The organism is Pedobacter yulinensis, from assembly GCF_003029735.1.
Classification (GTDB): Bacteria; Bacteroidota; Bacteroidia; order Sphingobacteriales; family Sphingobacteriaceae; genus Pedobacter; species Pedobacter yulinensis.
The window spans coordinates 466,421-488,879 of sequence record NZ_KZ686270.1; the positions used below are offsets into that span (position 1 = coordinate 466,421).

Here is a 22,459-nt window from a genome sequence, read left to right on the forward strand (position 1 = left end):
GACTGCCGATGAACAACTTGTTTTCCATGCATTCTTTCGTGGTCATCCTGCTCAGCCTCGCAGCAGGTTCGTTATATGCATGGCTGCTGTATGCCAGCCCCGGCGGTCTGCGCCGCCCGCAGCGTATTCTGTTTGCCGGTCTGCGCACAGTGGCTGTGGCGGCAATCTTTGCCTTATTGTTTCTGCCTCCCTACCGCAGCATGCGCTATGAAGTGGAAAAGCCGCTGATCGTTATTGCCCAAGACAACTCTCCCTCGGTCAGCCATACCTCCCCCTCAGGGTTTGACCGCCGCCGGTATGAGCAGGACCTGAAAAAACTGGTCAGGGAACTGCGTAACGATTACCAGGTAGAAGTCCTGCATTTTAATGAGCGGGCAGCTTCGGGGCTGAACTTCAAACCAAACGGAAAATTTACGGATGCAGCTGCCATGGCTTCCGGACTTGTAAACCGGCTGATGAACCGCAACGTGGGCGCCATTGTCATGGCTACTGACGGGATCTTCAACCGGGGCGGAAATCCGCAATATCTGTTCGCACAACTTGCGGCGCCGGTATACACCATCGCGCTGGGCGATGCAACCGTACGCCGTGATCTGGCTGTCAGCGATGTACGCTATAACGACATGGCCTACCTGGACAACGTTTTCAACGTCGAGGTTGCTGCCGATGCCTACAAAAGCCAGGGGGAGCGCTCTGAACTGGCTATCTATGAAAAGGGCAAGAAGTTAGACAGCAAACCGGTCCGTTTTGATAAAGCGGAAAGCCACCAGACCATTACGTTAAAGGTCAGGGCGTCCAGCCCGGGCATTCATCAATACACGGTACGGCTTGCCCCCTTGAATGGCGAATCGACCACGCTCAACAACAGCCAGTCCTTTTTCGTAGATGTCATTGACGGCCGTCAAAAGATCCTGCTGGCTGCTGCTGCGCCCCATCCGGATATGGCCGCGATCAGACAGGCACTTGAAGGCAACCGGCATTTCGAGGTAACTACAGCTATCGGACCCGCGCTGGAAAAGCTGAATCCTGCAGACTATAACCTGGTCGTCTTATACCAGTTGCCGTTTCTGCAGGGCAATGAGCGGATCTTCTTGAATAAGCTCCCTGCGACGAGAACCCCGCTTTGGTACATCGTCGGTGCGCAGAGCGACCTTCGCAGCCTCAGCATGGCACAACAGGCCGTGAAAATATCAGCCAGCGGCGGCAGTTTGCAGGAAGCTCATCCCTATCCTGCCATCACGGGAACGGCCTTTATGCTCGACCCCGCAAACGCTGGAAAACTGAAGAACTTCGATCCCCTGCAGCTTCCGTTCTCGCAGCTGGATGTATCGGCCCAGGTAACTCCAGTATTACTTCGGCGAATCGGGCGGCTGGAAACCGGCGTCCCCATGCTTTTCTTTACAGCTGAGGCGGGCCGCAAGCAGGGATTTTTACTGGGCGAAGGCCTCTGGCGCTGGCGTCTTGCCGAAGCAAAGGAAGGCGAGACAACGCCGGCTTTCAATGAACTGATTCAGAAATCTGCACAGTTCCTGACCGCCAAAGACGATAAACGCAAGCTTCGGGTCGCTACAGCCAGGCCAGGGTTTGAAGAAAACGAGCATGTGCTGTTCCATGCATCGCTCTATAATGACAGTTACGAACCAGTTACCGAAGCCACCATCCGCATGCAGGTCAGGTCAGAAAGCGGGAAACGCTATAACTTTGTTTTCTCTCCCTCAGAAGACCATTACCGACTCGATGCCGGAACTTTCAGCCAGGGCAACTACGCATACGAAGCCAGTGCCAGCTTCAAGAACAAAAATTACAGTTTTCAGGGTAGGTTTTTCGTCACTTCCACACAACTGGAATACCGGCAAACCACTGCAGACCACCAATTGCTGCAAAGCCTGTCAGCACAAAGCTCCGGAAAACGTTACCGCCCCGCCGATCTGCTCAACATTACCAATGACCTGAAAAAAAATCCGGACATCCGCACCGTGAGTTATGAGGACCTTCGATACGAAGAACCGGTTGGCATTAAAACGGTCTTCTTCCTGGTGCTGCTGCTGCTTACCGCCGAATGGCTGATGCGTAAGCGAAATGGAGCTGTGTAGCACGGACTTTAAACGGCAATGCTTATCTTCATTGCATGCATTTCAGCACCTCAGAGATTATTGAAGTTCTAGGAACGATTTCGTTTGCGATCTCGGGAACATTTGCGGCCATGCAGAAACGCCTGGACCCGTTCGGGGTACTCATCATTGCCTTTGTTACGTCAATCGGGGGTGGAACCGTCCGGGACCTGCTGCTGGGCGACACACCCGTGGCCTGGATGCGCGATGTGAACTATTGCCTGCTTATTCTCCTCACTTCGCTGGCTACCATCTATTTCAAAACCCACATTAAAAAATTCAAAGTAACGTTGTTCGTGTTTGACAGCATGGGTCTCGGGTTGTTTACGATGCTTGGGTTGCAGAAAGGGATCGTTTTCGGCCTCGAGCCCGGTATGTGCGTGGCGCTGGGCACCATTACTGGCTGCTTTGGGGGCATTATACGTGATACGCTGCTAAACCAGATCCCCCTCGTTTTCAGAAAGGAAATTTATGCAACTGTTTGCATTCTGGGCGGTATATTATATTTCATCCTGGTGTATTTTAACCTCAAAGCCGACCTGGCCAAGGTTATCGTGATCGCCTTTATATTCGGCATGCGGGTAGTCGTTGTGCGCTACAAATTGTCGCTGCCCGCCTCGTATTTCAGGAGTTAGTCTTCTTTTTTATTTTCCCGGATAATGACAAAAACATCCTCATTGTCTTTCTTCATGAAATAACGCTCGCGGGCATACTTTTCAGCAGTCTGCAAGTCGGTATCGAGTTCGCGCAGGTCTTTTTTTACCTGCATGATCTCTTTCTCGTAGAAGTCTTTCTCCTCCTGCAGTTTGTCGACCTGGCGGCCATATTCATACTGCGATACAATGTCATTGCGGTCGAAGAACAACATCCAGACAGCAAAAATCAACGTAGCCAGGAAGTATTTGTTCCGGAGCAGGCTGACCATTTTTCTGATACTTTTCATACAGACCAAGATTGGACTACAAACATAAAGAAAAAAAACATCCGAAGATTTTTAAATCTCCGGATGTTTCATTGACCAGTTTTTCAACTTATCAACAGTTGCCTCGCAAACGCCGTTTATTTTTTCAAGAATTTAAAGTCTTTGCCGATAAACCGTGCCGAACTGCCCAGCTCTTCTTCTATACGGAGCAGCTGGTTGTATTTTGCAATCCTGTCTGAGCGGGAAGCTGAACCGGTTTTGATCTGACCGCAGTTAAGGGCCACGGCAAGATCGGCGATCGTGGTGTCTTCAGTTTCGCCGCTGCGGTGGCTCATGACCGACGTATAACCGTTAATCTGCGCCATTGAAACGGCATTAATGGTTTCTGTAAGCGAACCGATCTGGTTTACTTTGACCAGGATGGAGTTGGCAATGCTCTTTTCAATACCGGTTTGCAGGCGTTTTACGTTGGTCACGAATAAGTCGTCGCCAACCAGCTGCACCTTGCTGCCAATGGCCAGCGTAAGGGCCTCCCAGCCAGACCAGTCATCCTCGTCCAGGCCATCCTCGATCGAAATGATCGGATATTTCTCTACCCAGTCTACCCAGTATCTTACCATTTCTTCTGAGGTCAGAACCTCTCCGGAAGATTTGTGGAAGCTGTAGGTTTTTTTCTCCCTGTCATACATTTCTGAAGTTGCGGCATCCATTGCAATCCAGATATCTTTACCAGGCGTATAACCTGCGGCTTCGATAGCGGTCAGAACGGTTTCGATCGCCTCAACGTTAGAACCAATGTTCGGGGCAAAACCACCTTCGTCGCCAACGTTGGTAGAATAGCCTTTTTTCTTCAATACCGTTTTCAGGTGATGAAAGACCTCCGTTCCCATCTGCAGCGCTTCAGAAAAAGAAGCAGCACCAAGCGGCATGATCATAAATTCCTGGAAGTCGATCTTGTTATCGGCATGCGCACCACCGTTCAGGATGTTCATCATCGGGATCGGAAGGGTGTTTGCATTTACGCCGCCGATATAGCGGTAAAGTGACTGCCCGCTTTCCTGCGCCGCAGCTTTGGCAGCAGCCAGTGACACGCCAAGGATTGCGTTCGCACCAAGTGAGCCTTTATTTTCAGAACCGTCAAGATCGATCATGATCTTGTCGATTTGATTTTGTTCAGATACTTCAATGCCCTTCAGCGCTTTCGAGATCTTGCTGTTTACATTTTCAACGGCTTTCAAAACGCCTTTTCCCATGTAAGTATTCTTGTCGTTATCACGCAATTCAACGGCTTCGTGGGTTCCGGTACTGGCACCTGACGGTACGGCAGCACGTCCCATTGCGCCGGCCTCGGTAATTACTTCTACTTCGACGGTAGGATTTCCCCGTGAATCGAGGATCTGTCTGGCATGGACATTAATTATTGAACTCATTCTATTTGATTTTTATTAATTAAACTCACTTAGTGTATTTTTTACACACCTCTAAGTGTCGACTCAAAGTTATAATAAATTTTAAATAATCGGTTTTTTAGGCTGAAAATTAAGAAAAAGTTCATAAATAGCGCAATTTGCCCATCGCATAAAGACCGGGGGAACCTTAATGCTTTGACCAGGAAAGGATCTTGCTGTGGTAACGTTCGGTAAGCATTTTTTCGGAGATAAAAGCATACTGACCAATTCGCGGAAAAAAGAACTCCCAGTCTTTGCCCGGTGTATAAGTTGCCCTGACAGCGTCCCAGCTAAAAGAGTTGCGTTTATTCAGGGTGTGGTTTACGAAACTAACCCCGGCCTCGGTCAACTCCAGTTCCAGCTGCAGGCTTCTGAGGCGCTCAGATTCCCTTTTCACAGACCAGGCAATCAGAACGTAACCCAAGGCGGCAAAGATAAGCAGGGTAACAAAAAACTGGAGCAGAAAATTTGAGAGATTCACCAGGCTGAGCAGTCCGGCGGCAAGCAGTGAGGCGACGACCACGAGTAAAATGCCCTTTTTCCATGAGGCGCGCAATTTGCTGCGAAGCAGCGTCTCTTTAGGATAATGCACCGGAACGCTCAACACCGTAATCTCTTCGTTCTTCAGTTCGTTCTGTATGAGCATCTTGCCTCCTGTTCTTAAAACGTCCCATCCTGTCTTTTGGTATGCAGCAGCCCCACGAAGGCTACATGCTGGTTGGACATTCTGTTTCCGTTAACGGAAACTTGCTGTCAAACTTCAGGTCATGCGTATTTTTAAAGACCATTTTGCCATCCTGTTCGGTTATCTCAGCATAACCTTCTACCAGCTTTCCGCCCTGTTTCAAAAAAGCGACCTGCCTGACCGATTCCACTCCTTCAGACATGAATTTGTAATCTGCGATAATGGTATCGCCGACAATTCTGCCCGTTAAAGCACCTGAGTTCCGGTCTTTTTCAAAAAAACTGACCAGCATATGGCCGGTTACGGCCTGGTCTTTTGTAATCAAGTGTACTTGCGCAGTGTCTTTTCCTTTAATATAGGTATAACATTTTGCTTCCTCGATTGGGGAGTCGGACTTAGCCGTCGAACTGTCTGCCAGTTCAGTGTTCGAGGTGGGTTTGCGGTCGTTGTTGCAGCCAACGGCAACACCCAGGGCGCAGGCAGCAGCAAGCAATACTTTTTTCATGATTGATCAGGTTGATATCTGTATAACAACGCTGATGCAAGATAGTTCGGCAGGTTATGGATTACCTGACCTCAAGCTGCTGCTCGATATACTTTTCTTCGCTCTTGTGACCCGACCTGAAACGGAAGGTGTAGGTTCCCTTTTCTTTTGGCACAAAGGTGTAGGGTGTAACACGGGTAGGTACGTCCATGGTACAAAACCCATCTGCATATTTTGCCAGGAAGGTGATTGTAATCGTTTTGCCATCCGCCTTTGTCACCGCGCGATCGTAGCGGCCGCAGCCATTAAAAACAAGGTGGTGAACATTGAACTGGATGGGATCAAGGGAATTGACGCTCGCAGGAAGCTCTGTTTGAATGATTGGCGACAAGTTCTCTTCGGGCACGCCCTGGTCTTTGTCTTTACTGCAGGCACTGAAAATAAAAAGGAGCAGGGTTGTGATGGCGAAGAATGAATTTTTCATACTGTTCTTTTGTTTGGACACCTGCAAAAACGCCGGCAGGTTTCCCTTCGCTACAAAGCCGCAGCAATTTAAAACCACTTATTCCCATTTAAAGGTCCTTACAGCAAGGGCATAAATCGCGATACCCCAAACAAGCAGCACCAATATCTGTGTTTTTACTTCCCAGAGGCCTGCGCCTTCGAAGGCTACCAGGCGCATCGCATCGTTCAGATAGGTTAACGGCAGCACCCGGCTAATTGGCTGCAGCCATTCGGGGAACGCCTCGATCGAAAAAAATGTGCCTGCCAAAAGGAACTGGGGCAGGGTAATGATATTTGAAATGGGTGGTATAGTACTTTCACTCCTGGCCAGGCCTGAAACCACAAACCCGAAGCCCATAAATACCAGCACACCCAAAAAACAGAGAATAAGCATGTTGATTACCGTAATGAAACCGTGAATCAGGGTAAAATGAAAAAAGAAGTGCCCGATCAGGATAATAACGAGTGCGCCGAGTAACGCGAAACCAATGCGGGCGATCCCTTCGCCGATCACGATGCTGGAGCGCTTAACGGGTGTAGCGAAGAACCGTTTAATGACCAGGTTCTGTCTCAGGCTGAAAAATACGAAAGCCGTACCGAAAACGCCCGTGCTAAGCAGAGAAAAACCCAGTTGCCCGGGCAGGATAAAGTCTATCGTCCGGTACATCCGGCCTTTAACGGTCTGCTCCCGTACATCTGCAACGCTGGGTTTAACATCGTGCATATTTAATTTGTACATCAGGTTGGTGATGAGCGAGCGGAGAATATTTCCCTTGTCGGCCGATGCAGACGTGTACCTGATGTCTGCAATAAAAAGCGGTTTACCGGAAGTGTTTCTACGTACGCTGATCAGCGCATCTATATGTCCTTTCTCCAGGCTCTCCCGCAGTTCTGATGCAGTTTTGTCCTGGATCAGCTTGATCACCTTCGTTTGCTGCATCGCCGCGATAACGGGATTCTGCAGGTCAGAGCCCGGGTCAACGCCCAGCCTGACGCGAATACCGCCATTGCTCAGGAAACCGAACACCAAAATGAAGATGAGCGGAAATGCGAGTGTAAAAATAACGGCCGATGGACTGCGCAGGATTGACCTGAAACTTGCCTTAGCAAGGGTCAGGGTTGCGGTGGTATTGCTGTAGGCTTTTTGCATATTTGGTTGTAATTAGCCTTCGCGCCATTCCTGGCCCGTCAGGTGTATGAACACGTCTTCCAGATTGGCACCCTTTACTTCCTTTTTCCGCTCGAATCCGGTTTTAAGCAAGTTGTCTATGAGCTGATCGGGTGTATCCAGCGCAATGATTTCGCCGCGCTCCACAAAAGCGACGCGGTCGCAAAGTTGCTCCGCTTCGTCCATGTAATGGGTGGTGAGCACAACGGTTGTTCCGCTTTCCCTGATCTCGCCGATCAATTGCCAGAGGTTGCGCCGCGCCTGCGGATCGAGGCCGGTGGTCGGCTCGTCCAGAAAAACGATCTTTGGCGAATTAATGAGTGTGGTAGCAATTGAAAACCGCTGCTTTTGCCCGCCTGAAAGCGCTTTGTACCTGGCCTTCGCCTTCTCCTGCAGGTTGACTTTTTCGAGCATCTCCATCGGTTTTGCCTTCACGCCATACAAGCCCGAAAAAAGTTCGAGCAGCTCGATGAGGTTCAGATTGGGATAGTACCCTGCGGCCTGCAGCTGAACGCCAATGATTTGTTTGATGGCATGCGCATCGCGGTCTATTGAAAGCCCGTTCACAAAAACCTCTCCCGAAGTTTTCTGGCGCAAGGTTTCGATGATTTCAAGGGTAGTCGTTTTTCCCGCGCCATTGGGGCCCAGTAAACCGAAAATTTCGCCCTCAAAAACGTCGAACGACAATCCTTTAACGGCCGTAAAATCGTCGTATTTTTTAACCAGGTCTTTAACCCGGATCATTGCCTGCTTGTCTTGCATAGGTTAAAGGTACGAAGCTTTTCAGCATGGCCCGACAGCAGGCGGTCAAAAACCACCCGAACCATCGTTTCAACGAATAACTTCCAACCGTCGCCGGCGTACTACCAGCTTAACTTACCTTTCATAAGGTCGACGAAATCATCGAACAGGTATCGTGAATCGTGCGGGCCGGGCGAGGACTCAGGGTGATACTGAACAGAAAATGCCGGCTTTCCTTTCACCCTAATGCCTTCAATCGACTGATCGTTCAGGTTCACATGGGTAATCTCGACCTTGTCTGATGCACGCACTTCATCCGGTATCACCCCGAAACCGTGGTTCTGAGAGGTAACTTCACAATGATCTTTGATCACGTTTTTAACCGGATGGTTCAGCCCGCGGTGGCCGTTGAACATCTTCATGGTTCCGATGCCGTTGGCTTCGGCCAGCAGCTGGTGCCCCAGGCAAATTCCGAAAGCAGGTTTGTCTGCCGCGAGGATTTCCTTGAATGTGTCTACAGCATAAGGCATGGCGCCGGGATCGCCGGGACCGTTTGAAATAAAGTAACCATTTGGCGCAAACTCTTCCATTTCGGCAAACGTAGTCCTGGCCGGGAAAACCTTGGCGTAGATGTCGCGGTCGTCAAAATTGCGCAGAATATTTTTCTTGATTCCCAAATCCAGCACAGCCACTTTGAGCGATGCTTCAGGGCTGCCATAATAGTAAGCTTCTTTGGTAGAAACCTGAGAGGAAAGCTCCAGTCCCTCCATTGAAGGAACCTCTGCAAGCATGCTCTTCAAGGTCTCCAGGTCGGTAATTTCTGATGAAATGATGGCGTTCATGGCGCCTTTATCGCGAATGTGACGCACCAGCGCACGGGTATCGATATCTGAAATCGCCACCAGGTTATCGTTCTGGAAATAATCCTGGATGGATTCTGTGGCTTCTTTGCGGCTATAAAGAATATTGTAATTTTTGCAAACCAGCCCCGCAATCTTAATCGAGCCCGACTCAATCTCTTCCTTGTGAATACCGTAATTACCGATGTGCGAATTGGTGGTTACCATGATCTGCCCGAAATACGATGGATCGGTAAAAATCTCCTGGTAGCCTGTCATGCCTGTATTGAAACAAATTTCGCCGGTTGTGGTGCCGATCTTTCCGGCAGCTTTACCATGAAAGACAGTTCCGTCGGCCAATAATAATACTGCAGGTAACTTGGTGTAGTTAGTCATGTTTTGTCAATAAATTAGTCGGTAAAAAGAAAGAAAAAAGCCACTTTGAAGGCCATTGGCCGGCAGGTTTTACGTTGGAAAGGTAAAGTTCAAGCCCGTTCATTTCGGGGTACAAAGATAGTATTTACCAGCCATATCTGGAAACGGAAATACCATATTAGTAAGCTGATCTTGCCGTTTTTTTTAAAAAAGGCCGGCAGCGCCCTGATGTTTACAAGCGATTGACAGAAGAATGTGGCGATTACTTTTTACATTTGGGCCCTAAAACAAGACAAGCCATGTCGATACACAAGGAAGTAAAGCGGGTTACAACCCACATTATCCAGGAAATGAAACAACGGGGCGAGAAGATATCCATGCTTACCGCCTACGATTACTCAATGGCAACCATCCTGGACGATGCAGGGCTTGATATCCTCCTTGTAGGCGATTCGGCTTCGAACGTGATGGCGGGTCATGAAACCACCCTCCCCATTACGCTCGACCAGATGATCTATCATGCGGCCTCGGTTATCCGTGCCGTAAAACGCGCCTTCGTCGTCGTAGACCTCCCTTTCGGATCTTACCAGGGCAATTCAAAGGAGGCGCTGAACTCGGCCATTCGCATCATGAAAGAGTCGGGCGCTCATGGAGTAAAACTGGAAGGCGGCGCAGAGGTGGTGGAATCTATTGAGCGTATTGTAACGGCTGGTATCCCCGTCATGGGCCATCTTGGCCTGACACCGCAGTCTATTTATAAGTTCGGCACTTACACCGTGCGCGCCAAAGAGGAAGCCGAAGCAGCCAAATTGCGTTCAGACGCCCTGGCCATCCAGGCAGCCGGCTGTTTTTCTATTGTTGTTGAAAAGATTCCCGCCGACCTGGGTAAACTCGTAGCTGAAAGTGTCAGCGTACCTGTTATCGGTATTGGCGGCGGGCCACACTGCGACGGGCAGGTGCTGGTGGTAAATGACATGCTCGGACTGACAAAGGGTTTCAAACCCCGTTTTTTACGCCAGTACCTTGATCTTTATACCCAGATCCACGATGCGGCGAAAGCTTTCATCAGCGATGTGAAGAGCAAAGATTTCCCGAACGAAAAGGAGCAATACTGACCGCAGCATGCCGATCACTGACCACGATATTCTTTTTGAAGACAACCACTTGATTGCCATAAACAAAAAAGCGGGCGACATTGTCCAGGTAGACGAAACCGGAGATGAACCGCTCGATGAGCAGGTTAAGAAATATCTTGCCGCCAAGTACAACAAACCGGGAAGCGCTTTTCTCGGCGTTGTGCACCGTCTCGACCGCCCGGTTAGCGGTGTTATTCTTTTTGCAAAAACAAGCAAGGCCCTGGAGCGCATGAACCTCCTGTTTAAAAACCGCGAGGTGAAAAAGACTTATTGGGCCGTGGCCCGGAAAAAACCAGCCGCAGTGCAGGGTACACTGATACACTGGCTGATCAAAGACCCGAAGAAAAACCTGGTTACGCCTTACGACAAGGAGGTTCCGGGCAGTCAGCGCGCCCAGCTGGGATACCGCCTGCTAGGTGAACTGGACGGTTATTTCCTGATTGAGGTCGACCCGCTTACCGGCCGCTCGCACCAGATCCGCGTGCAGTTGTCGACACTGGGCACGCCCATCGTTGGCGACAACAAATACGGGTATCCGCGAGGCAGCCGAAAGGGCAGCATTTGCCTGCATGCCAGGCGTTTGGAATTCATTCACCCAGTCAAAAAAGAACCCGTCAAACTGTTTGCTTCTTTGCCAAAAGATGGCTTCTGGGAGCGTTTTGAACGCTTTGAACCAACAGGAAATTAATGTTTCTTTAACAAAACCCCCACATAATTTTTTTGTTATACTTGCAACCGGATTTCAATTTACCGACCATGGAGCAAAAACGAATACTTGTAATTGATGATGATGAAGATGTGCTGGAAACCATTGAACTGGTTCTTGAGATAGGCAATTACGAGGTCTCGACGCTGCTGAGTGCAGAACAGATCTTTGAGCGGATCGAGGAGTTTGGCCCCGAACTGATCATTCTTGATGTTGTTCTGGGCAAAATGGACGGACGCGTGATCTGCGAACAGCTAAAAATGGACGAAGACACCAAAGATATTCCCATCCTGATGATGTCAGGCTTGCGGGACTATCAGTACGTCATGAACGAAGAACATGCACCGAACGACTTTCTTCCAAAACCTTTTGACATCAATGTTTTGCTAAAGAAAATAAAGACCCTGCTTAAACAGGTAAATGAGGAACCCGAAGAAAAGTTCAGGCTTAACTAAAAGAAGGCCCGCTAAACAGGATTAGCGGGCCTTTTCATTGTATATCTTTTATTGCTAGAGCATGCCGCCGCAAACGGGAAGCACCTGACCGGTCACGTAGGCGCTCATGTCTGAAGCCAGGAACACGCAGACATTGGCCACATCTTCCGGCTGCCCCGCCCGTTTCAAAGGAATGTTCGCCTCCCAGCCCTCTACAACTTTCGGATCGAGTACATCGGTCATTTCTGTGCGAATAAAGCCCGGAGCAACAACATTGCTCCGAATGTTACGCGAGCCCAATTCTTTGGCAACTGATTTGGTAAATCCGATAATTCCAGCCTTTGATGCGGCGTAGTTAGCCTGACCGGCGTTACCCTGCACACCGACAACGGAACTCAGGTTAATGAACACGCCTTTGCGGTTTTTCATCATGATCTTTGAAGCCGCTTTGGTTACATTGAACACCGATTTCAGGTTCACGTCGATTACCTCGTCCCAGTTTTCTTCGGTCATCCGCATCAGCAGACCATCTTTGGTTATGCCAGCGTTGTTAACCACAACATCGAGCGTGCCGAATTCAGCTACGACGTCGCTGATCAGCTGCTCTGCTTCGGCAAACTTGGATGCATCAGACCGGTAACCTTTTATCTTCGTTCCGAAAGTTTGCAGCTCGGTCTCAAGAGCCTGTCCTTTTTCAACAGACGAGAGATATGTAAACGCGACGTTTGCGCCATGGGCAGCAAACACTTCTGCGATTTTTCTTCCTATTCCTTTAGAAGCACCGGTAACCAGCGCCGTTTTTCCTTCAAGTAATTTCATTATCATTTGATTTGATCTCATTGGCCGGCCCGGGCCGGAGGCCAAATTTATCATTTCTTTTCCAGCTTGAAAATGTTTATTCAGATCGCCTGCCGCCCATTTGGTAGGCAAAGTGCCGGCGCAAGGCCTTTTTTAAGCCCTGTTCATGTTTGGCCAGTTGGTTATACCGCCGGTTCCTGCTGGCTCAGGCAATGAAAACTGCCCAGGCCCCAGATCAGATCTACAGAGTCGATACCGATCACCTTCCGGTCTGGGAAACAACTCTGAATGATCTTCAACGCGCGCGCATCATTGGCATCGTTGAAAACAGGTACGACGACCACCTCGTTGGCAATATAAAAGTTCGCATACGATGCCGGTAACCGGGTATCTTCATATATGACCGCAGCGGGCATTGGCAATTCGACGATTTTAAGCGGACGGCCGTCTGGCAGGCGAAACGTCTTTAAAGTTTCCAGGTTTTCCTGTAAAATCGCGTAATTCTCGTCTTCAGGGTTTTCTTCCACAACAGTTAACACCGTGTCTTCTGATACAAACCGTGTGATGTCATCGATATGACCGTCGGTATCATCGCCGACAATTCCGTCGCCAAGCCACAGCACCTGGTCCTGCCCATAAAACTCTTTCAGGTAGGTCTCGATCTCTTCTTTGCTCAGCGCGGGATTCCTGTTTTCATTGAGCAGGCAGGCTGTGGTGGTAAGGACCGTTCCTGCGCCGTTAAAGTCGACCGAGCCGCCTTCCATAACGATTCCCGGATGGTAGACGGGCAAGCCGAAATGCGCAGCGATCCGCGTCGGAATGACATCATCCAAATCATAAGGCGGGTATTTGCCGCCCCATGCGTTATAACCCCAGTCGACCACTGCCTTGCCGCCCTTTCCGTCTGTCAAAAATGCGGGCCCATGATCCCTGCACCAGGCATCGTTCGTTTCGTGATAAAAAAACTCGACCGCCTCTGCCGGTACAGCTTCCTTAGCAAGCTGCTCGCGCGCAAACTGCTCCATCGCCGCATCTTTCACGTTGATGCGAACTTTCTGACCCTCAGAAACAGCCCTGATGAAGCGGCAATACGGCGCATAGATCTTGTCGATCTTTCCCGGCCAGGACGCTTCCTTATGGGGCCAGCTCAGCCACATGGCTTCTTGTCTGCCCCATTCAGCCGGAAAGCTGTACCCGTTTGCTTTTGGTGTAGATCCGGAACCGGCACGCAGCCCCGCAGAAAAGTCGTTCATATATACATGGAACCGGCCTAACCGGCAATTGATGTTAAGATTAAGAATGGTGCAGCGTACAGGGCTATAGCCTGCGGCTAGTCTTCATCGATAAAACGTTTCGTGATCGGCTGGTAAGAATCGATCCGCCGGTCCCGTAAAAAGGGCCAGTGTTTCCTGAAAAAGTCAGATTCATCCAGATCAAGGTCAACGACCTCCGTCTCTTCATTTTCATGCGAAGCCAGATAAAGGATACGCCCCTGCGCATTCGCCGCAAAACTGCCGCCCCAGAATTTCATGGCGCCATCCTGTTCAAAACCAACTCGGTTTACGCTAATCACAGGAACACCATTGGCTACTGCATGCGAACGCTGAATGGTTTGCCAGGCATTGTACTGGTCTGTGTTCGTTTCTTCGTCCTGCTCGGTCGACCACCCAATGGCCGTCGGGTAGAACAGGATTTCAGCGCCCATCAGCGCAGTAATGCGCGATGCTTCCGGATACCACTGGTCCCAGCAGATCAGGATCCCAATCTTTGCATATTTGGTTTGAAATACTTTATAACCAAGATCGCCGGGGGTAAAATAGAATTTTTCATAAAAAGCAGGATCGTCCGGGATGTGCATCTTGCGGTACTTACCCAGGTACGTCCCATCGGCATCCAGCACGGCTGTGGTGTTGTGGTACAGACCGGCGGTACGTTTTTCGAACAACGACGCAATGATGACCACGTTCAGCTCGCGGGCAACCAGTGCAAGCGCATCGGTAGAAGGGCCGGGAATGGCCTCGGCCAATGCAAAGTTATCATAGTCTTCCACATCGCAGAAATACAGCGATGTAAACAGCTCCTGAAGGCAAACGATCTGTGCACCTTTAGCAGCAGCCTTGCGCACTTCGGCAATGGCCTTGTCCAGGTTTTCCTGTTTGTCTTTCGTGCAGCTCATCTGCACCAGACCCACTTTTACTTTACTCATCTACTCAAAAAATTTTGCTGCAAAGTTACGATTTTGTTCGGGAACGCTGAAAGCAACCTGGTGCCGGAGCCGGATGCTTACCTGCAGCTGACACGGCTTAAAGCGGTTTAGCGCTGCCACCTGCAACCTGCAGCCCCGCCGAATAAACCTGTGATGCATCCAGGCGACGTTCTGCCGAGCTTTTGATCAGGTTGGCCGAACGTTTAAGTTTCCCCCTGAACAAGGTTTTTCCGTTTGACCGCAGGGTGATCAGTTTGTCCAGGTCGAGCATGTCGTCGTTCAGGTAGATATGCAGCGTTGCAAAAGTATTTTCGTCCAGCTCGATAGCATTGCCTTTCCGGTCAAGAGAAACGACAGCTTTGTCGCCGGTTTTTGCTGCAGCGGTGGCACCTAACCAATAGAACTGCTGATGCCTGCGGTCATCCTGAACCCAGATCACCTTGCTGGGAAGGGCGGTCCTTTTGAAACCGGCCATCCAGGCTAGCGCAACGGTGTCTTTTCGGTTCATCCAATGGCCCAGGCCCTGATAGATCTCCACTTTGTGTAGATAGGCCTGGGGATCGGCCGATTGCAGACTATCCAGTGTCTTTCCCCAGGCAGCGGCGTGTTTATTGCGGTCATAGGCGGCATCCTCGGCCCCCATGAAGATGGCAAAGGGCAGGTTGCGAAGCGGCAGTGCGGAAGCATCGCCGGGATGACCGGCCATCATTGAAGCTGCAGCAAAGCGGTCGGCCATTCGGGGGGCAAGCTGGTAAAGGCCGTCGCCACCAGCAGAATACCCAAGCAGGTACACCCGGTTGGGATCTACACCTTCCAGGATCACTGCACTTTTGATCACCTGATCAATCATGTCGTCAATATGGTCTTCATGCCAGAGGTTCCAGGTATTGGTTGGGGCGCGCGGCACAAAGTACAGACCTTCCCCAGGTGTGTAGAGCCGCTGCTGATTTTGCCATTGCTTGTCATTGGCTTCGGGCGTAGTGCCACCGCCGCCGTGCAGCGAAATGTACAGACTGCGCTGGCCAGGCTGAGCTTGTCCGAAAACTTTCGTTTCAAACTTCATGGCTTTGTCGCCTTGGCGGATTGTTTTCGACTGCCAGGCTGCAGCCGCCTCTGAACGGTATGCGGCCTGCGCCCGTTCAACTTCGCTTTGGGCCATACGTAAAGCTGTAGCTTTTTTGATTTGCGCATGCATGACAAGCGGACCAGCAAGCAAGGCGATCAGAACGATAAATTTATTCATGGCTATTATTTGTGGCGAAGATAGGTCCCGGCAAAGACAGTTGCCAATTTTGGTCTGCAACTTACTGTTTTTTTAACATCAAACCTGCTCCCTGTACTCTTGCTGCAGTTCAGCAAGGCATTTTGCGCACAAACAACCCTCGTACAGTTCACTGATGTACTGAACTTCATTAATGCTGAGCTGTACTGTACTGCACTGGCATTTTGTATACGCGTTGGCTTTGCACTCGACCGGGCTGGCACAGCGCTCGCAGGCAATGATCTCGTGTTTGCTGGACAGGTGCATGCGGCAAAAATACGTACAAAAAACAAGGTCCCGGCAAAACCAGCCGGGACCCTGAAAAAATGGCATTGTAATGTAATTGTATAAAGGCCTTCGCCTTTATTTCTTATCCGGAACAGCTGATGCAGCCTTCTTCCATGCTGCAGACCGGGCCGTCTGGAATCTCGTCTACTACAGCCTCTACCTTTGCCGGGATAACCGGCTCAATGGCTTTGCCGCCTTGGTTTTCAACTGTAAATTTAACCGCCTGCGATGCGGCCTGCGTGCGCAGGTAATACATACCGGTTTTGAGGCCTTTTTCCCATGCATAAAAGTGCATGGAGGTCAATTTGGCTGTATTTGGTGCATTTACGAACAGGTTCAGGGACTGAGACTGGCAAATGTAGGCTCCACGGTCTGCGGCCATGTCAATGATGTTACGCATCTTGATCTCCCAAACCGTTTTATACAGTTCTTTAATGTAGGCGGGGATTTCAGGAATGGACTGGATGGATCCGTTTGCCAGGATGATCTGGTTTTTCATGTCGTTGTTCCACAGGCCAAGCGCCACCAGGTCGCGAAGCAGGTGTTTATTAACAACGATAAATTCGCCGCTGAGTACCCTGCGGGTATAGATGTTCGAGGTGTACGGCTCAAAGCATTCGTTGTTGCCCAGGATCTGCGAGGTAGATGCAGTTGGCATAGGCGCTACAAGCAGTGAGTTGCGCACGCCGTGCTCCATGACACTCTTGCGCAGCGACTCCCAGTCCCAGCGGTTGCTTTCAGGTTTCACATTCCAGAGGTCAAACTGGAACTGACCTTTTGAAAGCGGCGAGCCCTTGAATGTTTCATAAGGTCCCTCTTTTTTAGCCAGGTCATTGGAAGCGGTCATCGAGGCAAAGTAGATGGTTTCAAAGATCTCTTTGTTCAACTGTTTGGCTTCGTCACTCTCGAATGGCAGGCGCATGAGGATGAACGCATCTGCCAGGCCCTGCACGCCCAGGCCGATTGGCCGGTGGCGAAGGTTGGATGTCTGTGCCTGTTCAACCGGGTAATAATTGTGGTCGATGATCTTGTTCAGGTTCAGGGTTGCCTGATAAGTAACCTCGTAAAGTTTCTCATGATCAAAGGTTGCATTGTTTACAAACCGTGGCAGGGCAAGCGATGCCAGGTTACAAACGGCAACTTCATCTTTAGAAGTATATTCGATGATTTCGGTACAAAGGTTTGAGCTTTTAATGGTACCGAGGTTCTGCTGGTTGGACTTGCTGTTGGCGGCGTCTTTGTAAAGCAGGTATGGCGTACCGGTTTCGATCTGTGAATCGAGAATGGCAAACCAGAGCTCCTGTGCCTTTACAACGCGGCGTGCACGGCCTTCCTGCTCGTAACTGGTATACAGTTTCTCGAATTCTGCACCAAAGCAATCGGCCAGGCCTGGTGCTTCATGCGGACAGAAGAGACTCCAGTCGCCGTTGTCTTTAACGCGCTGCATAAAGAGGTCGCACATCCAGAGTGCATAAAAGAGGTCGCGGGCACGCATTTCTTCCTTGCCATGATTCTTGCGCAGGTCAAGGAAAGCGAAGATATCGGCATGCCAGGGCTCCAGGTAAATGGCGAAGGCACCCTTGCGTTTACCGCCACCTTGGTCTACGTAACGGGCAGTATCATTGAACACGCGCAGCATCGGGATGATCCCGTTGCTTGTGCCGTTCGTACCGCCAATGTAAGAACCCGTTGCACGGATGTTGTGAATGCTCAGGCCAATACCGCCTGCGCTTTGCGATATCTTTGCCGTCTGTTTCAGTGTATCATAGATACCGTCAATGCTGTCGTCTTGCATGGTCAGCAGGAAACAGGAAGACATTTGAGGTTTTGGAGTTCCTGCATTGAAGAGCGTTGGGGTAGCGTGGGTAAACCAGCGCTCGCTCATCAGGTGATAAGTTTTGATGGCGCTTTCGATATCCTCCTTGTGGATTCCAACCGAAACACGCATAAAAAGGTGCTGCGGACGCTCTACGATCTGGCCGTTTACTTTAAGCAGGTAAGATTTTTCAAGTGTTTTAAACCCGAAATAGTCGAAGCCAAAATCACGGTCGTAAATGATCGAGCTGTCCAGGATGTCTGCATTTTTCTCGATGATTTCCCATACATCATCTGCAATCAGGGGCGCTTCCTTTTTTGCTTTTGGATCAACATACTCGTAGAGCATTTTCATGGTTCCCGAGAAAGACTTGATCGTATTTTTATGCAGATTGGACACGGCAATGCGCGAAGCAAGCAGTGCATAATCCGGGTGTTTTGTAGTTAAAGAAGCAGCTGTCTCCGCTGCGAGGTTGTCAAGCTCAGAGGTAGTTACCCCGTCATAAAGACCTTCGATCACTTTTTTGGCCACATCGATCGGATCGACCAGATCCGGATTGAGGCTATAGCACAGTTTTTGAATCCGCGCGGTGATCTTGTCGAATTGCACCGCTTCTTTGCGACCGTCTCTTTTGATTACAAACATATTTTTATCATTTAGCTAGCGTACCGGCCATCAAGCACCGGTACCAAATCATTAAAAGTATTCAGAAAACGCGGTCTTGATCCCGGCGCCCTCCGGCGGTATGTTTAGAAGTCTTCGTCCAGGGAGAAACTCTGCGCTTTATCTTCGGCGGCAGTCAGCACGCCGCTTTTCTGGTAGTCGCCAACTCGTTTCTCGAAGAAATTGGTTTTGCCCTGCAGGGAGATCATCTCCATAAAATCAAACGGATTGCTGGCACCGTATATTTTGCTGTAACCAAGTTCCTGCGCCCAGCGGTCGGCCACGAACTCGATGTACTGCGACATCAGTTTCGCGTTCATACCGATCAGTGCTACCGGAAGTGCGTCTGTGACAAATTCCTTTTCAATTTCGACCGCATCTTTGATAATGGTATGCACCTGCTCTTCGGTCAGCTTGTATTTCAGCATGCCGTATAACAGGCAGGCAAATTCGCAGTGTGAGCCTTCGTCCCGTGATATCAGTTCGTTGCTGAAGGTCAGCCCCGGCATCAGGCCACGTTTTTTAAGCCAGAAAATGGAACAGAAACTGCCGCTGAAAAAGATACCTTCAACCGCAGCGAAAGCCACCAGGCGTTCGGCAAAAGAACCGTTCTCGATCCAGCGAAGTGCCCATTCCGCTTTTTTGCCCACGCAGGGCACCGTGTCAATGGCATGGAACAGGCGGTCCTTTTCTTCAGGGTCTTTGACATACGTGTCGATCAGCAAGGCATACGTTTCAGAGTGAATGTTTTCCATCATGATCTGGAAACCGTAAAAACAGCGCGCCTCAGGGATCTGCACTTCGCTCATGAAGTTAACCGCCAGGTTTTCATTGACAATGCCGTCGCTGGCCGCAAAAAACGCCAGGATGTGTGAGATGAAATGTCGTTCTCCGCTGTTCAGATTGTTCCAGTCTTTCAGGTCGTCAGATAGGTCGATCTCCTCTGCTGTCCAGAAACTGGCTTCGCTCTTCTTATACATCTCCCAGATGGCCGGGTAATTAATCGGAAGGATCACAAAACGATCCTTATTCTCTTTTAATAATACTTCTTCTTCCTTTTGCATAAGCGGATCAGGTTTGGGTAACACATACTCTCCGGGAAAAGCCGACAATTCTCCTCGCGGTGAAATTCACCACTAAAAATAAATGCAGAACCATTCCCTTATTTTCTCTCCTTCGTAAAACAAAACCGTTTCATCAGATAATCATGTTGTGACCAAGCTTGCAGGTGCAATGCCAAAGAAATCTTTGGTAAATCGAATCAGAACGATGCTTTCTAATTAACTAAATCACAACACTTTAAACTACACAATGAACGACGGATTTCCCTTAGAATTCGTTAAAACAAATATATAACACGAGGCCCGTTCTGCCCCCAAAAGTTGTTAACACCGGCGTTGGTAAAATCGAAAATTTGATCAGCCCAGGGTCATAAACCGGGCTCAAAAAAGCTAATTATTTCGTTTTAAGGCCGTAACGAAAAGTAATGAGTGTTAATAAGTATTAAAAACGGCTATTTTAACTGACTTTTGGGCGTAAAATAGTCAGCAGGAGCGCTGCCCCGAGGGTTTCTAAACGACCTGAACGATCCGGCAATTATTTAGGTTATCACAGGCAGGAACCGGGACCGCCCGTGCTACCGCGAATGGAGGTAGGAGATCTGTACACGCGCCTGCCCATGCCTGTAAAAACCAAGCGCTTTCGCGGCGGCAGCCGAGACATCAATGATGAACCGCCGTGTAAAGGGGCCACGGTCATTGACAGTTACGTCGATAGTTTTGCCGTTGCTGAGATTAGTCACGGTAACCACGGTACCGAAAGGAAGGCTGCGGTGAGCGGCGGTAAATTTTTTGGCTCGGTAGCGCTGCCCGCTGGTGGTGCGGTGGCCTTCAAACCGGCTCGCATAATAGGTAGCGAGGCCCGTTTTTACCGTTGCCGCGCGGTCGGCAGCACTGTCTGCCTGTTGCGCAGAGACCGGGCGCAGCGCAAAAAACAACAGGCAAATTACCGTTAAAGCATGTTTCATCGGCGGTTTGTCAAAAAGCAAATATAACAAACAAGGTCACTAACCAAAAAAAACCTGCTTTTCTGCCCTCCCGGGCATCGTTAGCGGGCCGGCTCATGGCAAAATCATTATCTTCGGAAACAGAACATGAAAGTAGACAAAGAAAAAAGCGAATTCCTGGACGAGGTGATCATGGACTGGGAAAGCCGTGGCCTGATCAGCGAAGAGACCGGGCAGCAGCTGCGCCGCAGTTATGAGGTGAAAACATTCGACTGGCTGCGCCTGGCCCAATACTCGTTCTGGGTTGCCCTGGCCTGTGGTTTTATTTCGCTCGGGGCCTTGCTTATCGATCCTTCAATTCTCAAACAGCTGGAGCGAATCTATGAAACCTCCGATATCGTCATTGCGCTTATCTCCATCGCCCTGGCTGCCTGGCTGTACGCTGTTGGTTTCAGGAGAAAAAAGAAACGGTCAAACCTGCGGTTCAGCAACGAAGCCATCCTGTTTATGGCGGTGCTTTTTACAGCAAACGGCATCGCGTACCTTGGCAAATCGCTCGACAAAGGAAGCGGGCACTTCGGATTGCTCATTCTCCTTTCTGTGCTGGTTTATGGCCTGATCGGGTATTTTTTCCGCTCGCGCATGATCTGGGCATTTGCGCTGATCTCGCTGGGTGCCTGGTTCGGCACTGAAACAGGATACCTGAGCCGCGACAGCTATTACCTGGGCATGAACTACCCACTGCGCTTTGTCATTTTCGGGGCCGCGCTAACCGCCCTGTCCCTGCTGCTGAAAAAACACAGGACACTTTCATACTTTTTCCAGGTCACTTACCTGAGCGGGATGATGTACCTGTTCATTTCCCTTTGGTTCCTGTCTGTTTTCGGCAATTTCGCTACACTCGATGACTGGTACAAGGTGCGGCAGCTGAGCCTGTTCTACTGGGCACTGCTTTCTGCGGCGGCCTGTATCGTGAGTACCTGGATCGGTCTCAAATACCGGGACGATATTGCGCGCGAGTTCGGCATCACTTTTCTCTTTATTAACCTGTACACACGTTATTTTGAGTATTTCTGGGACAGCTGGCATAAAGCCCTGTTTTTCTCTGTGCTCGCCGCTTCGTTCTGGCTCATTGGCCGGAAAGCAGAAAAGATCTGGAATGTCGATTTCCTGAAATAGGCCAGGCCGCGCGCCCGCAACCCGGCAGCACAAAACGCCGTCCAACCGGTGTTTTTTACCTGATCAAGTGCACATAGATGAGTTTGCCGATGTGGTAGGCGGCCAGAGCAAAAAAGAGGAAAGCGATACTTTTGCTGATGATGTAACTGCTCAGGTCAAACTTCTCCTGGATGTACCTGGCAAAATGGGAAAAGCCGTACAAGGCCAGGCCCGCACCCAATCCCGACCCGATGCTGAAAATGATCAGCGAAATGTTGCCGATCTCGATCCACTGGTGTGCAATCAGGTACGTACCAACAAAAAGCCAGTAAGGCAGCTGCATCGGGTTCAGCACACCCAGTAACATGCCATACTTGATGCTGTCGCGATTGGATGTATCGGCCTTCGGCATTTCCTTACGGCTTCGCCAGGTGATGACGCCGAGCACAGAAAACATGATGATCATAAATATATCGATCACCTCGCCAAATTTGAACTCGCTGCTCAGCCATTGCACAAAACGCATGATGCAGAAAGTAAAAAAGACCTCGACAGATGCAAAGGCGATAATAAAGGCATAAGCCTGTTTGATTCCTTTGGAAATAGAGATCTGCACCACCGTGAGGTTGATGTTACCGGGCGGAATGTACCCGATGGCGTTCAGAACAACACCCAGGACGAAGGTCAGAAAAAGCATGGCTGCAAATGTAC

The 22,459-nt window shown here is 49.9% G+C and carries 23 protein-coding genes; 6 read left to right on the forward strand and 17 right to left on the reverse strand.

Annotation, left to right across the window (positions count from 1 at the left end; translation table 11 throughout):
* Positions 1-8: 8 nt before the first annotated feature.
* Positions 9-2,093 (forward strand): vWA domain-containing protein, encoded by a 2,085-nt coding sequence (locus tag C7T94_RS16560; protein ID WP_107216656.1) that lies wholly within the window; start codon positions 9-11, stop codon positions 2,091-2,093.
* A gap of 35 nt (positions 2,094-2,128) precedes the next feature.
* Positions 2,129-2,746, forward strand: a complete 618-nt coding sequence (locus C7T94_RS16565; RefSeq protein WP_107216658.1) for a trimeric intracellular cation channel family protein — start codon at positions 2,129-2,131, stop codon at positions 2,744-2,746.
* Here the strand turns inward: C7T94_RS16565 and C7T94_RS16570 are convergent.
* The 8 genes from C7T94_RS16570 to carA form a co-directional block, all read right to left on the reverse strand.
* Positions 2,743-3,054 (reverse strand): FtsB family cell division protein, encoded by a 312-nt coding sequence (locus tag C7T94_RS16570; protein ID WP_317046927.1) that lies wholly within the window; start codon positions 3,052-3,054, stop codon positions 2,743-2,745. The genes C7T94_RS16565 and C7T94_RS16570 overlap by 4 nt on opposite strands.
* A 116-nt stretch (positions 3,055-3,170) precedes the next feature.
* Complete coding sequence (eno, locus tag C7T94_RS16575; RefSeq protein ID WP_107216659.1) at positions 3,171-4,463, reverse strand: phosphopyruvate hydratase; 1,293 nt, start codon at positions 4,461-4,463, stop codon at positions 3,171-3,173.
* A gap of 166 nt (positions 4,464-4,629) precedes the next feature.
* Positions 4,630-5,127: a hypothetical protein gene (locus tag C7T94_RS16580; RefSeq protein ID WP_107216661.1), complete on the reverse strand. Its 498-nt coding sequence runs from the start codon at positions 5,125-5,127 to the stop codon at positions 4,630-4,632.
* 61 nt (positions 5,128-5,188) lie between these two features.
* On the reverse strand, positions 5,189-5,671 hold the full coding sequence (locus tag C7T94_RS16585) for a hypothetical protein (protein WP_107216664.1): 483 nt from the start codon (positions 5,669-5,671) through the stop codon (positions 5,189-5,191).
* Positions 5,672-5,732: 61 nt separating this feature from the next.
* A complete protein-coding gene (locus C7T94_RS16590; RefSeq protein ID WP_162618741.1) occupies positions 5,733-6,134 on the reverse strand; it encodes a hypothetical protein in 402 nt (133 codons plus the stop codon).
* Between the two features lie 78 nt (positions 6,135-6,212).
* Positions 6,213-7,304, reverse strand: a complete 1,092-nt coding sequence (locus C7T94_RS16595) for an ABC transporter permease (protein ID WP_107216668.1) — start codon at positions 7,302-7,304, stop codon at positions 6,213-6,215.
* Positions 7,305-7,316: 12 nt separating this feature from the next.
* Complete coding sequence (locus tag C7T94_RS16600; RefSeq protein ID WP_107216670.1) at positions 7,317-8,084, reverse strand: ABC transporter ATP-binding protein; 768 nt, start codon at positions 8,082-8,084, stop codon at positions 7,317-7,319.
* Positions 8,085-8,185: 101 nt separating this feature from the next.
* Complete coding sequence (gene carA / locus C7T94_RS16605; RefSeq protein WP_107216672.1) at positions 8,186-9,298, reverse strand: glutamine-hydrolyzing carbamoyl-phosphate synthase small subunit; 1,113 nt, start codon at positions 9,296-9,298, stop codon at positions 8,186-8,188.
* A 278-nt stretch (positions 9,299-9,576) separates the two neighbouring features.
* On the opposite strand from carA, the gene panB reads away from it, so the two are divergent.
* From panB to C7T94_RS16625, 3 genes are all read left to right on the forward strand, one after another.
* Positions 9,577-10,392, forward strand: coding sequence for a 3-methyl-2-oxobutanoate hydroxymethyltransferase (gene panB, locus C7T94_RS16615; protein WP_107216676.1), 816 nt, complete (start codon positions 9,577-9,579; stop codon positions 10,390-10,392).
* Between the two features lie 7 nt (positions 10,393-10,399).
* Positions 10,400-11,101, forward strand: a complete 702-nt coding sequence (locus tag C7T94_RS16620) for an RluA family pseudouridine synthase (RefSeq protein WP_107216678.1) — start codon at positions 10,400-10,402, stop codon at positions 11,099-11,101.
* Positions 11,102-11,169: 68 nt separating this feature from the next.
* A complete protein-coding gene (locus tag C7T94_RS16625) occupies positions 11,170-11,574 on the forward strand; it encodes a response regulator (RefSeq protein WP_107216680.1) in 405 nt (134 codons plus the stop codon).
* A 54-nt stretch (positions 11,575-11,628) separates the two neighbouring features.
* On the opposite strand, the gene fabG is transcribed toward C7T94_RS16625, so the two are convergent.
* From fabG to C7T94_RS16665, 8 genes are all read right to left on the reverse strand, one after another.
* Complete coding sequence (gene fabG / locus C7T94_RS16630) at positions 11,629-12,372, reverse strand: 3-oxoacyl-[acyl-carrier-protein] reductase (RefSeq protein WP_107216817.1); 744 nt, start codon at positions 12,370-12,372, stop codon at positions 11,629-11,631.
* 161 nt (positions 12,373-12,533) lie between these two features.
* Positions 12,534-13,604: an agmatine deiminase family protein gene (locus C7T94_RS16635; protein ID WP_107216681.1), complete on the reverse strand. Its 1,071-nt coding sequence runs from the start codon at positions 13,602-13,604 to the stop codon at positions 12,534-12,536.
* A 77-nt stretch (positions 13,605-13,681) separates the two neighbouring features.
* Positions 13,682-14,557, reverse strand: a complete 876-nt coding sequence (locus C7T94_RS16640; RefSeq protein ID WP_107216683.1) for a carbon-nitrogen hydrolase — start codon at positions 14,555-14,557, stop codon at positions 13,682-13,684.
* 97 nt (positions 14,558-14,654) lie between these two features.
* Positions 14,655-15,800 (reverse strand): alpha/beta hydrolase, encoded by a 1,146-nt coding sequence (locus C7T94_RS16645; RefSeq protein WP_107216685.1) that lies wholly within the window; start codon positions 15,798-15,800, stop codon positions 14,655-14,657.
* A gap of 78 nt (positions 15,801-15,878) precedes the next feature.
* The gene (locus C7T94_RS16650; RefSeq protein ID WP_317046928.1) at positions 15,879-16,151 is read right to left on the reverse strand and encodes a cysteine-rich CWC family protein; all 273 of its coding nucleotides are present in this window, start codon (positions 16,149-16,151) and stop codon (positions 15,879-15,881) included.
* Between the two features lie 37 nt (positions 16,152-16,188).
* A complete protein-coding gene (locus tag C7T94_RS16655; RefSeq protein ID WP_107216687.1) occupies positions 16,189-18,567 on the reverse strand; it encodes a ribonucleoside-diphosphate reductase subunit alpha in 2,379 nt (792 codons plus the stop codon).
* A gap of 104 nt (positions 18,568-18,671) precedes the next feature.
* On the reverse strand, positions 18,672-19,649 hold the full coding sequence (locus C7T94_RS16660) for a ribonucleoside-diphosphate reductase small subunit (protein ID WP_107216821.1): 978 nt from the start codon (positions 19,647-19,649) through the stop codon (positions 18,672-18,674).
* A gap of 572 nt (positions 19,650-20,221) precedes the next feature.
* On the reverse strand, positions 20,222-20,611 hold the full coding sequence (locus C7T94_RS16665) for a septal ring lytic transglycosylase RlpA family protein (RefSeq protein WP_107216823.1): 390 nt from the start codon (positions 20,609-20,611) through the stop codon (positions 20,222-20,224).
* Between the two features lie 126 nt (positions 20,612-20,737).
* Between C7T94_RS16665 and C7T94_RS16670 the strand changes: the two genes are divergently transcribed.
* A complete protein-coding gene (locus tag C7T94_RS16670; RefSeq protein ID WP_107216689.1) occupies positions 20,738-21,769 on the forward strand; it encodes a DUF2157 domain-containing protein in 1,032 nt (343 codons plus the stop codon).
* A 55-nt stretch (positions 21,770-21,824) separates the two neighbouring features.
* Here the strand turns inward: C7T94_RS16670 and C7T94_RS16675 are convergent, their stop codons facing one another.
* Positions 21,825-22,445: a LysE family transporter gene (locus C7T94_RS16675; protein ID WP_107216691.1), complete on the reverse strand. Its 621-nt coding sequence runs from the start codon at positions 22,443-22,445 to the stop codon at positions 21,825-21,827.
* Between the last annotated feature and the right edge of the window lie 14 nt (positions 22,446-22,459).

Excerpts from the sequence above, each read along its gene's own strand:
- C7T94_RS16620 (WP_107216678.1), top strand. The coding sequence starts at position 10,400 with ATGCCGATCACTGACCACGATATTCTTTTTGAAGACAACCACTTGATT.
- carA (WP_107216672.1), bottom strand. The coding sequence starts at position 9,298 with ATGACTAACTACACCAAGTTACCTGCAGTATTATTATTGGCCGACGGA.
- C7T94_RS16650 (WP_317046928.1), bottom strand. The coding sequence starts at position 16,151 with ATGCCATTTTTTCAGGGTCCCGGCTGGTTTTGCCGGGACCTTGTTTTT.
- fabG (WP_107216817.1), bottom strand. The coding sequence starts at position 12,372 with ATGAAATTACTTGAAGGAAAAACGGCGCTGGTTACCGGTGCTTCTAAA.
- C7T94_RS16655 (WP_107216687.1), bottom strand. The coding sequence starts at position 18,567 with ATGTTTGTAATCAAAAGAGACGGTCGCAAAGAAGCGGTGCAATTCGAC.
- C7T94_RS16670 (WP_107216689.1), top strand. The coding sequence starts at position 20,738 with ATGAAAGTAGACAAAGAAAAAAGCGAATTCCTGGACGAGGTGATCATG.
- C7T94_RS16570 (WP_317046927.1), bottom strand. The coding sequence starts at position 3,054 with ATGAAAAGTATCAGAAAAATGGTCAGCCTGCTCCGGAACAAATACTTC.
- panB (WP_107216676.1), top strand. The coding sequence starts at position 9,577 with ATGTCGATACACAAGGAAGTAAAGCGGGTTACAACCCACATTATCCAG.
- C7T94_RS16675 (WP_107216691.1), bottom strand. The coding sequence starts at position 22,445 with ATGCTTTTTCTGACCTTCGTCCTGGGTGTTGTTCTGAACGCCATCGGG.
- C7T94_RS16645 (WP_107216685.1), bottom strand. The coding sequence starts at position 15,800 with ATGAATAAATTTATCGTTCTGATCGCCTTGCTTGCTGGTCCGCTTGTC.
- C7T94_RS16635 (WP_107216681.1), bottom strand. The coding sequence starts at position 13,604 with ATGAACGACTTTTCTGCGGGGCTGCGTGCCGGTTCCGGATCTACACCA.
- C7T94_RS16625 (WP_107216680.1), top strand. The coding sequence starts at position 11,170 with ATGGAGCAAAAACGAATACTTGTAATTGATGATGATGAAGATGTGCTG.
- C7T94_RS16585 (WP_107216664.1), bottom strand. The coding sequence starts at position 5,671 with ATGAAAAAAGTATTGCTTGCTGCTGCCTGCGCCCTGGGTGTTGCCGTT.
- C7T94_RS16580 (WP_107216661.1), bottom strand. The coding sequence starts at position 5,127 with ATGCTCATACAGAACGAACTGAAGAACGAAGAGATTACGGTGTTGAGC.
- C7T94_RS16590 (WP_162618741.1), bottom strand. The coding sequence starts at position 6,134 with ATGAAAAATTCATTCTTCGCCATCACAACCCTGCTCCTTTTTATTTTC.
- C7T94_RS16595 (WP_107216668.1), bottom strand. The coding sequence starts at position 7,304 with ATGCAAAAAGCCTACAGCAATACCACCGCAACCCTGACCCTTGCTAAG.
- eno (WP_107216659.1), bottom strand. The coding sequence starts at position 4,463 with ATGAGTTCAATAATTAATGTCCATGCCAGACAGATCCTCGATTCACGG.
- C7T94_RS16560 (WP_107216656.1), top strand. The coding sequence starts at position 9 with ATGAACAACTTGTTTTCCATGCATTCTTTCGTGGTCATCCTGCTCAGC.
- C7T94_RS16600 (WP_107216670.1), bottom strand. The coding sequence starts at position 8,084 with ATGCAAGACAAGCAGGCAATGATCCGGGTTAAAGACCTGGTTAAAAAA.
- C7T94_RS16660 (WP_107216821.1), bottom strand. The coding sequence starts at position 19,649 with ATGCAAAAGGAAGAAGAAGTATTATTAAAAGAGAATAAGGATCGTTTT.
- C7T94_RS16665 (WP_107216823.1), bottom strand. The coding sequence starts at position 20,611 with ATGAAACATGCTTTAACGGTAATTTGCCTGTTGTTTTTTGCGCTGCGC.
- C7T94_RS16565 (WP_107216658.1), top strand. The coding sequence starts at position 2,129 with ATGCATTTCAGCACCTCAGAGATTATTGAAGTTCTAGGAACGATTTCG.
- C7T94_RS16640 (WP_107216683.1), bottom strand. The coding sequence starts at position 14,557 with ATGAGTAAAGTAAAAGTGGGTCTGGTGCAGATGAGCTGCACGAAAGAC.